Raw genomic sequence first — 12595 nt, 5'->3', positions numbered from 1 at the left:
CTCCCCCGGCGACCGCCGGACCCCCCACCCCCCGTTGTTGTCGCAGCTCAGAGTGCCAACAACACCGCCAACAACACCGCCAACAACACGTCGACTACAGCCCCGACAACAGAGGAGCGGCCCATGGCCGGCCACATCCAAGACCGCTGGTACAAGACCGAGACCGGCCCCGACGGAAAGCCCCACCGCGTCCGCACCGACCGCCACGGCACCGGCAAGCGCTACCGCGCCCGCTACATCGGCCCCGACGGCACCGAGAAGAGCAAGAGCTTCCCCGACCGCCAGAAGCGGCAGGCCGATCAGTGGCTCGCCCAGGTCGAGGCGGACATGGCGCGCGGCCAGTTCATCGACCCGAACGCGGGGCGGGTCACCGTGAAGCAGCACGCGGAGAAGTGGCTGGCGTCGCTCAGCATGGACCCGCAGTCGTACGTCAGCACCGAGCAGCGGATCCGGCTGCACGTGGTGCCGCACCTGGGAACCCGGCCGCTCAGCTCGCTTCGGCCGTCGGACATCCGCGAGTGGCTGGTGACGCTTGCCGAGCACGGGCTCTCCCCCGCCTCTCAGCGGGTGGTGTTCGCCAACCTCGGGACCATGCTCACGGCGGCGGTGGAGGATCGACTGATCCCGAACAACCCGTGCCGGTCGACGTCGGTCCGGGCCCCGAAGCTGGCCCCGCGCCGCCTGGTCCCGTGGGTCCGGGAACGGGTGCTGGCCGTGCGCGCGACGTTCCCGGCGAACTACCGGCCGATGGTCGACCTGGCCGGCGGCTGCGGTCTGCGGCAGGGGGAGATCTTCGGCCTGGCCGTCGGCGACGTCGACTTCACCGAGGGCGTGGTGCACGTGAACCGGCAGGTCCGGCTGATCCGGAACCGCCCGGTCTTCTCCCTGCCAAAGGGCAACAAGACCCGCAAGGTACCGTTGCCCGCCTCGGTCGCGCGGGCACTGCGGGCGCACCTCTCGGCGCACGCCCCGGTCCCCGTCACGCTTCCGTGGCGCGACATCGACGGGCCTCCCACCACGGTGGAGCTGCTGTTCGTCGACGGCAAGGCCCGGCAGCTGAACCGCAACCGCTTCAACCGGGACGTCTGGCACCCGGCCCTCACCACGGCCGGCGCCCAGCCCGGCCGGGAGAACGGCATGCACGCGCTGCGGCACTTCTACGCCTCGGTGCTGCTGGACGCCGGGGAGAGCATCAAGGCCCTGAGCGAGTACCTGGGGCACCACGACCCGGGCTTCACGCTCCGGACCTACACCCACCTCATGCCGAGCAGCGAGAAGCGCACCAGGGAGGCCGTCGACTCCGCCTTCGGGGAGGGCCCCGAGACGGCCGACGGCCCGGAGACGGCCCCGGGAGCCGCGTAGGACCACATTGCGGCAGGTCAGAGCCCATCTGGGCTGATTTGAACAAGTTCTGACGGGACGACAACGACGCGCGACGACGCGCACACGACAGGGGCCCGCCGGTTCGAACCGGCGGGCCCTGTCGTGTGCGCGGGGCGCCGACCTACGGGCGGGTGTAGGCGGTGAGGTCGGGGACGGTGGCGAAGCCGGCGCCGTAGGCGCTGATGCCGCGGCCGTAGGCACCCAGCAGGACGCCGGGGGCCTCGCCGGCCAGGACCCAGCCGTACTCGGACTCGCGGTAGCGGAAGGGCTGCGGCAGGCCGTTCACCGGGAGGCTGAGGGTGGACCAGCCGGGGCCGTCCAGGTCGTCGGCGAGGTCCCAGGCGAGGGCCGACTGCTGGTCCAGCCAGTCCTGGCGCAGCGCGCGGTCCAGTTGGCCCGGCCAGGTCGCGGCCAGCAGGCCGGAGCCGGCCAGCCAGGCCGCGGAGGCGGCGGAGGTGGCTTCCAGGGTGCCGGTGTTGTCGGCGCTGCGCCGGCTGTCCCGGCGGGCGACGGTGACGGCCACCGCGAACTTGCGCATGTCGCGCGGCTCGTACTGGCGGGCCGGCTCCTCGCCGTGGCCCAGGCTGCCGTAGTCGACGGTGCCGTGCGCGCCGGAGCGCGGGCCGCCGAAGCCGCTCGGCAGCAGGAAGCGGCGGCCGGACCAGCCGGCGTCCAGGCCGTACCAGGGGAAGTCCGCGGACAGGTAGGGCACCAGCGGGTCCGCCGGGCCGGCCTGTCCGCCGACCATGGGTCCGCCGGCCGTGGCCGTTCCCACCGCCTGACTCGTCGCGTCCATCCCCGGGGCCTCCTCAACGACGTTGCCTGCCGTGGTGCGCTCCCATCGTGGCGCACCTCGGCGCCCCCGCCGACCGACTTGGGCCCGGACGGGGCCGGAAGTGACGGACGGCACAGCGGGAACAATCAGCACAATAGCGGCGCGCACGCCGGGGCCCGCTCAGCCGTGCGGTTCGGCGGGGCGCGAAGGAGCTCCGACGGAGCCGTGTTACGTCGCGTCGGGGTCGAACGGGGGGCGCTCGCCCGGGGTGAGGGGGGCGCCGGCGGCCGCGGCGGCCGGGGCGGCGGCGGGCTTGTCGAAGGAGACGCTGCCGTTGCGGCCGTGCCCGTTCACCGGGGCGGCCGGCTTGTCGTCCAGCACCGAGCGGATGTCCAGGGACTCCCGCATGTCCTTGAGGCCCAGCGGGTCCTCCTCGCCGCCCATCAGCTGCTTGCGGACGAAGGTCTTCGGGTTGAGGTCCTCGAACTCGAAGTCCTTGAACTCGGGACCCAGCTCGCTGCGGATGTCCTCCTTCGCGGTGTCCGCGAAGGACCGGATCTTCCGGATGAACCCCATGGTGTCCTGGATCAGCTTCGGCAGCTTGTCCGGACCGAAGATCACGATGGCCATGATGGCCAGGGTCAGGACCTCCAGTGTGCCCACGTCACTGAACACCAAAGCTCCCTACGGTCGCGGGCGGATCGGACAAACGCTCCCCACAGCGTAATGGCCATCGGCGGGTCCATGACCCCCGGTGTGATGAAGCCGTGGTGAAGACCCGCCGATGACCGCGGACCCGAAGGGCCCGGTGAGGTCTATCTGTTCTCGTGGTGCAGTCCGGCCACGCCGGAGCTCGGCGTGCGCTCGGGGAGGTCGTGCGGCGGCATCGCGCCCCGGGTGACCGCCACCGGGCGGACCGGCAGGTCCGCCGCCGGCACCTGGGCGTTCATCGGGACCATGCCGCCCCGGCCGCCACTGCCTGCCGGGCTGACCACGGTGCCGTGCTGGTCCTCGCCCGGGCCCGCGATGCCGCCGACCCCGCCGAGCGTCACCGCGGCCACCGAGAACGCCCCGGCGGCGGCGAAGACGAAGCGCCGACCGCGCGGCGGGACCGGCCGGACCACCGGGGTGATCGCGGCGGCGGCCGCGGCCAGCGGCTGGACCGGGGCGTCCGGACGGACGGTGCGGCGGCCGATCAGCGGGCGCAGCACCGCGCCGCCACGTCCGAAGGCCCGCGGGTCGACCCCGGGCACCGGGGTGTCGGCGCCGAGCGCGCCGCCGCCGAAGGAGGCACCCGCGCCCCGGCCGAAGGAGCCGCCGTTCAGCCGGCTGCCGCCGAGGGTCCCGGTGCCGGCCACGCCGCCACCGGGGAAGTCGTCGTCGTCCCGGCGCGGCCGGTCGGCGCGCGGCTGCGGCTCGTCCTCCGGGAGCGCGCCGACGGCCATCAGCCGGGCCATCAGCCCGGAGGACGGACCGGGGGTGCCGGTCCGGGTCAGCAGGTGCTTGACCGCGCGGCCCTCGTCGGCCTCGGCGAGGCACTGCGGACAGGTCGCCAGATGGGCCTGGACGCGCTCGCGCGAGTCGTGGCCGAGTTCACCGTCGACGAAGGCGGACAGCCGCTCCCCGAGGTGGTGCTCCTCCGCCGGGTCGACCGACCGGACGGCGACGGCGCGCAGGGCCGGCTCGGCCGGCAGCGCGGGACCGTCGGCCGCTCCCGGCCCGTCCTGGCCCCGGCGGCCCAGCGCGGGCCAGCCGGCCCGGCGGGCGGCCGTGCGGCCGGGGGTGTCCGAGTGGCCCGGCCCGGACCGACCGGTTCCGCTCACGATCGCCTCCGGCCGCGACCGCCCGGCGCGGCCGGAGCCTCGCCGGCGGCGGCGCCGACCGGGACCGGCTGCTCCTCGGCGCCGCCGCCCCGGCGCTCACGGCCGGGGGCCGAGCCGGGGGCGCGGTGCTTGAGCGCGGCGCGCAGGTGCGAGCGGCCGCGGTGGATGCGGCTGCGGACGGTGCCGAGCTTGACGCCGAGCGTGGCGGCGATCTCCTCGTAGGAGAGGCCCTCGATGTCGCAGAGCACCACGGCGGCACGGAACTCGGGCGCCAGGGTGTCCAGGGCGTGCTGGACGTCGGCGTCGAAGTGGGTGTCGCTGAAGTGCTGGGCCGGGCTGGGCTCGCGGGAGGCGAGCCGCTCCGCCGCGTCGTCGCCGAGCGCGTCGAAGCGGATGCGCTGGCGGCGGCGGACCATGTCCAGGAAGAGGTTGGTGGTGATCCGGTGCAGCCAGCCCTCGAACGTGCCGGGGGTGTACGTGGACAGCGAACGGAAGACCCGGACGAAGACCTCCTGGGTGAGGTCCTCGGCGTCGTGCTGGTTACCGGTCAGCCGGTAGGCGAGACGGTAGACGCGCGCACTGTGGGCCTCGACGATCTCCTCCCAGCTGGGCGGAGTCCAGGTCTGCGCGTCGGGGCCCTCGGCGAAGGTCGCGAGGGCGGGGGCCTCGGCGGGGCCGGCGGGCGCCTCGGGCGCGGCGGCCGGCTGGTCCAGGGTGGAGTGCGCAGGCTGGTTCATCACGGGCTTCGGCGTACGGGCCGACGCGGTGCCGCGGGGGTGCCGCCGCACGGGGACGTCGCCCTCGGCCACACCTCCTCGGTCGGCTCTTCTGCCCAGCAGGGCCACCACCATATCCACCTCGCCCGTCAAGCCCGGATAAGAAGTGTCCGGGACCGCCTCCGGTATCCGCGGCACCGTCCGGCCCGCCGAAGCGGCTCCCGGAGGGTGTCCGGGACGCGCTGTTCGCCCGGTCCCTGCTCCCTCAACGGCCCGCCGCCGTACGCGGTTCCCGCCCGGCCAGTAATCTGTGGCAGGAAATATCGACATCCGCTCGGCACCGGGCCGCCACCCGGGGCTCCGAAAGAGGCAGCCATCAGCGAGTTCGGGCCCGCGCGCGCGGCGCTCGCCGACACCTTCGTCGGCGAGGACGCGGTGCTGACCTACGCCCGGGCGCAGTCCGCGCGCACCGGGATCAGGGCGATCGGCCCGAGCGGCGGTGCCTGTCTGCGACTGCTGGCCGCCGTGTCGGGTGCCAAGGCGGTGGCCGAGATCGGCACCGGGACGGGCGTCTCCGGGGTGTACCTGCTGCGCGGGATGCGGTCGGACGGCGTGCTCACCACCGTCGACTCGGAGCCGGTGCGCCAGCAGCTGGCGAAGGAGGCCTACCAGGCCGCCGGGTTCGCGGCCAACCGGTCGCGGTTCATACCGGGCCGGGCCCTGGAGGTGCTGCCCAGGCTCGCCGACGGCCAGTACGACCTGGTGTTCTGCGACGGGGACCCGGCGGAGTCCGGCTCCTACCTGGAGGAGTCGCTGCGGCTGCTGCGGCCGGGCGGGCTGGTCTGCTTCGAGGGCGTGTTCCAGGAGGGCCGTCTGGCCGAACCGGAGCTCCAGGACCCGCGGACCAGATCGATGCGCGACCTCGTCCGGGACGTCCGGGAGAGCGACGCCCTGCTGCCCGCGCTGCTGCCGGTGTCGGACGGGCTGCTCTGCGCCGTGAAGCGCTAGCGGCGGCGCGCGGCCGCCGGAACGCGGCCGGACCGGGCCCGGGGGCGGAACGTACCGGGCCCGGGACGACGCGATGGTCGTACCCGGGCCCGGCGGCACATCTCCAGGAGATGGCGAGCACCTGCTGCGGTCAGCCGCAGGCCTTCTTCAGGGCCTCGCCGAGGGCGTGGGCCTCGTCGGGCGTGAGCTCCACCACGAGGCGTCCGCCGCCTTCGAGCGGAACGCGCATGATGATGCCCCGCCCCTCTTTGGTGACTTCGAGCGGGCCGTCACCCGTCCGCGGCTTCATGGCCGCCATGCTCGTTCCCCTTCCTGCAACCGCTCAGCTACGCACCGGCAGTCCGTCCACCGCCGGTATCGAACGCATTGATCGGAAGCCATTATCCCGCATGCCACGGCCTGATGACCAACATCACTCTCGGTGCAACCTCGTCCGGACCGCCGCAATCCCTCCCAATAACCGGCATAAGCCCCGGCGCGGCGCCGCTCCGTACGCCACCGGAAGGTGCGATACCTCACACTCCCCAGGCGGGCCGGGGCTCCGGCATCCTGGCAGCCCACGACCACGAGCAAGGGAGCTCTCGTCCATGTCCGATTCGGTGCTGTACGAGCTGGACGGCGGCCTTGCCGTCATCACGATCAACCGCCCCGGGGCGATGAACGCGCTGGACGTCCCGACCAAGGTGGCGCTGCGTGACACCGTGACCGCCGCCGCCGAGGACCCGGCCGTGCGCGCGGTGCTGCTGACCGGCGCGGGCGACCGGGCGTTCTGCGTCGGACAGGACCTCAAGGAGCACCTGGGCCTGCTGAAGCGGGCCGAGGAGACCGGCGAGGGCGCGCTGCGGACCGTGGCCGAGCACTACAACCCGCTGCTGCGGGCGCTGGCCGGGATGCGCAAGCCGACGGTGGCCGCGGTCGGCGGGGTGGCGGCCGGGGCGGGCGCCTCGCTGGCCTTCGCCTGCGACTTCCGGATCGTGGCGGACACCGCGGGCTTCAACACCGCGTTCGCCGGGATCGCGCTGACCGCCGACTCCGGGGCCTCCTGGACCCTGCCGCGGCTGGTCGGCCACGCCCGGGCGACCGAGCTGCTGATGCTGCCGCGCACCGTGAAGGCGGCCGAGGCGATGGAGCTGGGCCTGGCCACCAAGGTCGTGCCGGCCGCCGAACTGGCCGCCACCGCCCGGGTGTTCGCCAAGGAGCTGGCCGAGGGCCCGACGGTGGCGTACGGCGCGATCAAGGAGTCGCTGGCGTACGGCGCCTCGCACTCGCTGAGCGAGCTGCTCGACAAGGAGGACGAGCTGCAGACCCTGGCCGGCGCGAGCGAGGACCACCGGATCGCGGTCCGCGCCTTCATCGCCAAGGAGAAGCCGGCCTACCTGGGCCGCTAGGGGCCCTGGAGCGTCGGCCCCGCGTGCCCTGGTTCAGGCCCGGATTCAGGCCCGGCCCGGGCCCGCGGACGCCGTGCGGACGTGGCAGTCGGCGAGGTGGTCGTCCACCAGTCCGCAGGCCTGCATCAGCGCGTACGCGGTGGTCGGGCCGACGAACCGGAAGCCGGCCTTCTTCAGGGTCTTGGCGAGCGCCGTCGACTCGGGCGTGACGGCCGGCACCTCGTCCAGGCTGCGGGGCGCCGGCCGGTCCGGGTCCCCGGCGAACCCCCAGATCAGCGCGTCCAGTCCGCCGTCGAGCTCGCGAGCGACCCGGGCGTTGGTGATCGAGGCCTCGATCTTGGCCCGGTTGCGGATGATCCCGGTGTCCGCGAGCAGCCGCTCGACGTCGGCGGGGCCGAACTCGGCGACCTCGGCGATCGAGAAGCCGGCGAAGGCGGCCCGGAAGCCCTCGCGGCGGCGCAGGATGGTGATCCAGGACAGACCGGACTGGAAGGCCTCCAGGCAGACCCGCTCGAACAGGGCGTCGTCGCCGCGCACCGGGCGGCCCCACTCGGTGTCGTGGTAGACCCGGTAGTCGTCCGCCGAATCGCCCCAGGCGCAGCGGCGCAGGCCGTCCGCCCCCAGGACGGCGCCGGTGCCGGCGCTCACCGCTCCCCGTCCGGCACGGCGTCCTCGGGACCGCGGGCCGCGGGGGCTGCGGCGGACTTGGTGAGGGCGACGGCGGGCTCGACCACCAGGGCGAACTCCTCCAGCCCGGGCAGTGGTTCGGCGCCGGGCTCGGGGCCGTCGGCCGCCTCGACGGCGCCGCGCACGGCGGCCAGCGCCTCCAGCTCGGCGATCCGGGCGTCCCGGTGCGCGAGTTCGGCGCCCAGCCGGTCGAGGACGTCGTCCACCTCGTCCATCCGGTAGCCGCGCAGGGCCATCGGCAGGCGCAGCGCGTCCACGTCGGCCCGGCCCAGCGGGCGGTCCTGCGGCAGCCGGGCGGAGATCCGGTCCTGCACGGCCTCGGGCAGCGAACCGCCGCCGCCCAGCGCCACCAGCGCGGCACCGCCGACCACTACGGCCATGGCCACCACGATCACCCAGAACACGAGCGGTCCTCCCGATTCTCCGGCCGGCCCCGACAGGAGTGGGATCATGGTCCCGATGGGCCGGGGGGGCCATCATCGCACCCGCGGCAGCTGTTAAGGAGAGATCGGTGGCACTGCGCCTGGGACCACGGGAATTCGGCGACGACGAGCTTGTGATCATGGCGATCGTCAACCGCACACCGGACTCGTTCTTCGACAAGGGCTCGACCTTCGCCGACGAGGCCGCGTTCGAGGCCGCCGACCGCGCGATGGCGCAGGGCGCGGCGATCCTCGACATCGGCGGGGTGAAGGCCGGGCCGGGTGACGAGGTGACGGTCGAGGAGGAGCTGCGGCGCACGGTGCCGTTCGTGGCGGAGCTGCGCAAGCGCCACCCCGAGGCCGTGATCAGTGTGGACACCTGGCGGCACGAGGTCGGCGAGGCGGTCTGCGAGGTCGGCGCCGACCTGCTGAACGACGCCTGGGGCGGGGTCGACCCGCGGCTGGCCGAGGTGGCCGCCCGGCACGACGTCGGGCTGGTCTGCACGCACGCCGGCGGCGCGGAGCCGCGCACCCGGCCGCACCGGGCCGGCTACCAGGACGTGATGGCGGACATCCTGCGGGTGACCGTCGGGCTGGCCGAGCGGGCGGTGGAGCTGGGTGTGCGGCGGGACGCGGTGCTGATCGACCCGGGGCACGACTTCGGGAAGAACACCCGGCACTCGCTGGAGGCGACCCGGCGGCTGCCGGAGATGACCGCGACCGGCTTCCCGGTGCTGGTGTCGCTGTCGAACAAGGACTTCGTCGGCGAGACGCTGGACCGGCCGGTGGACGAGCGGCTGCTCGGCACCCTGGCGACCACGGCGGTCTCCGCCTGGCTGGGCGCCCAGGTGTACCGGGTGCACCAGGTGGCGGAGACCCGGCAGGTGCTCGACATGGTCGCCTCGATCCGCGGCACCCGCCCGCCGGCCGTGGCCCGCCGGGGGCTGGCGTAGGGGCCACCGGGGGCCCCTCCCGGGTCCTGGGAGGCGCCTAGATCTCGTTCACGGGCCGGCGGGCGTCGGCGAGGATCTTCATGACCTCGTCGATGTCGTCGGTCACGTGGAAGAGCTCCAGGTCGTGCGGGGCGGCCTTGCCCTGGGCGACCAGGGTGTTCCGCAGCCAGTCGACCAGCCCGCCCCAGTACGCGCTGCCGAAGAGGATCACCGGGAAGCGGGTGACCTTCTTCGTCTGCACCAGGGTGAGCGCCTCGAACAGCTCGTCCAGGGTGCCGAGGCCGCCGGGCAGGACGACGAAGCCCTGCGAGTACTTCACGAACATCGTCTTGCGGACGAAGAAGTAACGGAAGTTCAGCCCGAGGTCGACGAACTCGTTGAGCCCCTGCTCGAAGGGCAGCTCGATGCCGAGCCCGACGCTGAGGCCGCCGGCGTCCGAGGCGCCGCGGTTGGCCGCCTCCATCGCGCCCGGGCCGCCACCGGTGATCACCGCGAAGCCGGCCTCCACCAGGGCCCGGCCGATCGCCACGCCCGCGGCGTACTCGGGCGAGTCGACCGGGGTCCGCGCGGAGCCGAAGACACTGATCGCGGGCGGGAGTTCGGCGAGCGCGCCGAAGCCCTCGACGAATTCCGAGGTGATCCGCAGGACCCGCCAGGGGTCGGTGTGCAGCCAGTCGGTCGGGCCGGTGGTGTCCAGCAGCCGCTGGTCCGTGGTGCTCTCGCCGACCTGGTCCCGGCGCACCAGCACCGGGCCCTTCTGCTTCTCGGGCCACGCCTTCTTCGGGCGCGGCTCGCCCACCTGCTCAGGACCGTGGCCGTAGTGCTTTTCGTCTCCAGTGCCTGTCATGACGAAACCCTACGCCCCTGCCTCCCCTTTTTCAGGCAACGGTGGAAGGTCGGTTGGGCAACCGGAAGATGGCGTTCGGCCGATGGTCGGACGGTCGGACCGGCCGCGGGACCGGTCCGGCCGTCCGCCGGGTTCAGGCCGTCAGCCAGGCGCGCAGCCGCTCCTCGGTCTCGGCGATCGCGCTCAGCGAGCAGTGCTCGTCGCGCTTGTGCGCCATGTTCGGGTCGCCCGGGCCGTAGTTGACCGCCGGGACGCCGAGCGCGCTGAAGCGGGCCACGTCGGTCCAGCCGAACTTGGCGCGGGCGGTGCCGCCGGTGGCGGCGAGGAAGGCCTTGGCGGCCGGCTGGTTGAGACCGGGCAGCGCGCCCGGGGCGAAGTCGGTGACGGTGACCTCGAAGCCGTCGAGGACCTCGCGCACGTGCTTCTCCGCCTCGGCCTCGTCGCGGTCCGGCGCGAAGCGGAAGTTGACCGTCACCACGCACTCGTCGGGGATCACGTTGCCGGCCACGCCGCCGTCGATCCGCACCGCGTTGAGGCCCTCGTGGTACTCCAGGCCGTCGATGTCGACCTTGCGCGCCCGGTACTCGGAGAGCCGGCGCAGCACCTCGCCGGCGTGGTGGATGGCGTTGTCGCCGAGCCAGCTGCGGGCCGAGTGGGCCCGGACGCCGGTGAGCCGGACCTGGGCGCGCAGGGTGCCCTGGCAGCCGCCCTCGACGACCGCCCCGCTGGGCTCCATCAGCACCGCGAAGTCGGCGGCCAGCCAGTCGGGGTGGGCCTGGGCGAGGTGGCCGAGGCCGTTGCGGTGGGCCTCCACCTCCTCGCAGTCGTAGAAGACGAAGGTGAGGTCCCGGTTGGGCTCGGGCAGGGTGGCCGCGAGCCGGAGCTGGACGGCGACGCCGGACTTCATGTCCGAGGTGCCGCAGCCGAAGAGCAGGTCGCCCTCGACCCAGGAGGGCAGGTTGTCGGCGATCGGCACGGTGTCGATGTGGCCGGCGAGCAGGACCCGTTCGGCGCGGCCGAGGTTCGTGCGGGCGACGACGTTGTTGCCGTAGCGGTCGACGGTCAGGTGCGGGAGGGCCCGCAGGGCCTCCTCGACCGCGTCGGCGAGCGCCTGCTCGTCGCCGCTGACGGAGGGGAAGTCGACCAGCTGGGCGGTCAGCGCGCCGCCGTCGAGGGTGAGGTCAAGGGGCGTCTTCGAGCTGCTCATGGTCGTCCAGCCTAGTCCCGTCCGAACCCCGTACGGCTCCCCCGACGGAACCGGGCCGTGGCCGGCCTGTGACGGCTTCGGTGCGGTCCGGGGGCAACCGTCCGCCGCCGCACACCCGTCCGAGTGGGTACGGTGTCGGTTCGGAGTGCTCGGTGGAGAGGGGCGGCGGTGGCCAGGCGGAAGAGCGGCGGCGGGGACGGTGACGCGGCGCCCCCGCGGCGCCGCAGGCCGGTGCGCGCGGTGCTGATCGTCCTGCTGGTGCTGACCGTGGTCGCCGTGGGGCTCTACTGGCTGCGCGACCAGAAGCTGCTGACCCCCGAGGGCTGCTCGGTGAAGACCCCGGCCGGCGAAGGGACCCTGGAGCTCCCGCAGGCCGCCAACGCCGCCACCATCGCCGCCGTCGCGCACGCGCGCGGCCTGCCGGACCGGGCGGTGACCATCTCGCTGGCCACCGCGATGCAGGAGTCCAAGATCCGCAACCTGGCCGGCGGCGACCGGGACTCGGTGGGCCTGTTCCAGCAGCGGCCCTCGCAGGGCTGGGGCACCGTGCAGCAGATCCTGGACCCGGTCTACGCGACCAACAAGTTCCTGGACGGCCTGGTGAAGGTGCCCGGCTACACCCGGCTGCCGCTGACCGACGCGGCCCAGCAGGTGCAGAAGAGCGGCTACCCGCAGGCCTACGCCAAGCACGAGACCAAGGCCACCCTGCTGGCCTCGGCCCTGACCGGCCGGGAGGCGGCCGCGCTGAACTGCGTGGTGCACGACTTCGCGGCGCCGGAGACCGACGCGGAGGACTCCTCGCCGGCCCCGGCCGGGGCCGCGCCGACCGACGGCGCGACGGCGGCGGCACGCCCGGACCGGACGCAGGTGCTGAGCGACCGGGTCCGCCGCGAGTTCGGCCGGACGGTGACCCCGGCGGCCGGCTACACGTCCACGGTGAAGGGCGCCGAGAACGCCGTCTCGCTGACCCCGGACCCGACCGCGTCCACCGACTCCGGGCCGGAGGCCGAACGGCAGAACGGCTGGGCGGTGGCGCACTGGGCGGTGGCCCAGGCGCAGCGGCTCGGCATCGAGACCGTCGCCTACGACGGCCGGATCTGGCGGAAGGCGAAGTCCGAGGACGGCTGGAAGCCGCAGTCGACCGGGACCTCGACCAAGCTGGTGCTGGTCTCGCTGACGGCTCCCGCGAAGGGCTGAGACCGGGGGGTCCCGGCGGCTGACGCACTGGTGTCCGGGTTGCCGCCGCACGAGTGATTCGCGTCAACGCAGGTGGACGTGGGGTCGGCCGGGCCGGGTGGGTCGCAGAACCGTCACTCCCCTTGGCCCGCCGTGCGCCCGCGCCTCCGGACCGACCCCGGGAGCGGCTCCCGCTGCGGTCATACCGTC

Annotated in this window: 14 protein-coding genes; 5 read left to right on the top strand and 9 right to left on the bottom strand. The window is 74.0% G+C overall.

Going from position 1 to position 12595, the window contains the following annotated elements:
* The first annotated feature begins 123 nt into the window (after positions 1 to 123).
* Positions 124 to 1362 carry a tyrosine-type recombinase/integrase gene (locus IF01_RS0132345; RefSeq protein WP_030397156.1) on the top strand — a complete coding sequence of 413 codons (1239 nt, stop codon included), beginning with the start codon at positions 124 to 126 and terminating at the stop codon, positions 1360 to 1362.
* 142 nt (positions 1363 to 1504) lie between these two features.
* On the opposite strand, the gene IF01_RS0132340 is transcribed toward IF01_RS0132345, so the two are convergent.
* The 4 genes from IF01_RS0132340 to sigE form a co-directional block, all read right to left on the bottom strand.
* Positions 1505 to 2179, bottom strand: coding sequence for a hypothetical protein (locus IF01_RS0132340; protein WP_030397155.1), 675 nt, complete (start codon positions 2177 to 2179; stop codon positions 1505 to 1507).
* 207 nt (positions 2180 to 2386) lie between these two features.
* Positions 2387 to 2833 carry a sec-independent translocase gene (locus IF01_RS0132335; RefSeq protein ID WP_030397154.1) on the bottom strand — a complete coding sequence of 149 codons (447 nt, stop codon included), beginning with the start codon at positions 2831 to 2833 and terminating at the stop codon, positions 2387 to 2389.
* A 140-nt stretch (positions 2834 to 2973) separates the two neighbouring features.
* Complete coding sequence (locus tag IF01_RS49095; protein ID WP_051756616.1) at positions 2974 to 3981, bottom strand: zf-HC2 domain-containing protein; 1008 nt, start codon at positions 3979 to 3981, stop codon at positions 2974 to 2976.
* Positions 3978 to 4832: an RNA polymerase sigma factor SigE gene (gene sigE / locus IF01_RS0132325; protein ID WP_244215695.1), complete on the bottom strand. Its 855-nt coding sequence runs from the start codon at positions 4830 to 4832 to the stop codon at positions 3978 to 3980. Before sigE ends, IF01_RS49095 begins: the two co-directional genes overlap by 4 nt.
* Positions 4833 to 5072: 240 nt before the next feature.
* Between sigE and IF01_RS0132320 the strand changes: the two genes are divergently transcribed.
* On the top strand, positions 5073 to 5705 hold the full coding sequence (locus IF01_RS0132320) for an O-methyltransferase (protein ID WP_030397151.1): 633 nt from the start codon (positions 5073 to 5075) through the stop codon (positions 5703 to 5705).
* A gap of 130 nt (positions 5706 to 5835) precedes the next feature.
* Here IF01_RS0132320 and IF01_RS46130 read toward each other — a convergent pair whose 3' ends face one another.
* A complete protein-coding gene (locus tag IF01_RS46130; RefSeq protein WP_078880497.1) occupies positions 5836 to 6003 on the bottom strand; it encodes a DUF3117 domain-containing protein in 168 nt (55 codons plus the stop codon).
* A 289-nt stretch (positions 6004 to 6292) separates the two neighbouring features.
* Between IF01_RS46130 and IF01_RS0132305 the strand changes: the two genes are divergently transcribed.
* The gene (locus IF01_RS0132305) at positions 6293 to 7093 is read left to right on the top strand and encodes an enoyl-CoA hydratase-related protein (RefSeq protein ID WP_030397157.1); all 801 of its coding nucleotides are present in this window, start codon (positions 6293 to 6295) and stop codon (positions 7091 to 7093) included.
* Positions 7094 to 7138: 45 nt separating this feature from the next.
* Here the strand turns inward: IF01_RS0132305 and IF01_RS0132300 are convergent, their stop codons facing one another.
* Both IF01_RS0132300 and IF01_RS42655 read right to left on the bottom strand, forming a co-directional pair.
* The gene (locus tag IF01_RS0132300) at positions 7139 to 7741 is read right to left on the bottom strand and encodes a DNA-3-methyladenine glycosylase I (protein WP_030397150.1); all 603 of its coding nucleotides are present in this window, start codon (positions 7739 to 7741) and stop codon (positions 7139 to 7141) included.
* Positions 7738 to 8184: a DivIVA domain-containing protein gene (locus IF01_RS42655; RefSeq protein WP_037781934.1), complete on the bottom strand. Its 447-nt coding sequence runs from the start codon at positions 8182 to 8184 to the stop codon at positions 7738 to 7740. The genes IF01_RS0132300 and IF01_RS42655 overlap by 4 nt, the downstream gene beginning before the upstream one ends.
* A 158-nt stretch (positions 8185 to 8342) precedes the next feature.
* On the opposite strand from IF01_RS42655, the gene folP reads away from it, so the two are divergent.
* Positions 8343 to 9155, top strand: a complete 813-nt coding sequence (gene folP, locus IF01_RS0132290) for a dihydropteroate synthase (RefSeq protein ID WP_051756628.1) — start codon at positions 8343 to 8345, stop codon at positions 9153 to 9155.
* A gap of 37 nt (positions 9156 to 9192) precedes the next feature.
* Here the strand turns inward: folP and IF01_RS0132285 are convergent, their stop codons facing one another.
* Positions 9193 to 10002 carry an LOG family protein gene (locus tag IF01_RS0132285; protein ID WP_045939037.1) on the bottom strand — a complete coding sequence of 270 codons (810 nt, stop codon included), beginning with the start codon at positions 10000 to 10002 and terminating at the stop codon, positions 9193 to 9195.
* A gap of 133 nt (positions 10003 to 10135) precedes the next feature.
* Complete coding sequence (gene dapE, locus IF01_RS0132280; protein WP_030397146.1) at positions 10136 to 11209, bottom strand: succinyl-diaminopimelate desuccinylase; 1074 nt, start codon at positions 11207 to 11209, stop codon at positions 10136 to 10138.
* 168 nt (positions 11210 to 11377) lie between these two features.
* On the opposite strand from dapE, the gene IF01_RS0132275 reads away from it, so the two are divergent.
* A complete protein-coding gene (locus IF01_RS0132275; protein WP_030397145.1) occupies positions 11378 to 12406 on the top strand; it encodes a VldE C-terminal domain-containing protein in 1029 nt (342 codons plus the stop codon).
* Positions 12407 to 12595 lie beyond the last annotated feature (189 nt).

Source organism: Kitasatospora purpeofusca (genome assembly GCF_000718025.1).
Taxonomy (GTDB): Bacteria; Actinomycetota; Actinomycetes; order Streptomycetales; family Streptomycetaceae; genus Kitasatospora; species Kitasatospora purpeofusca.
Note: the sequence above shows the minus strand (reverse complement) of the source record. Positions and strands in the feature narration are given on the sequence as shown.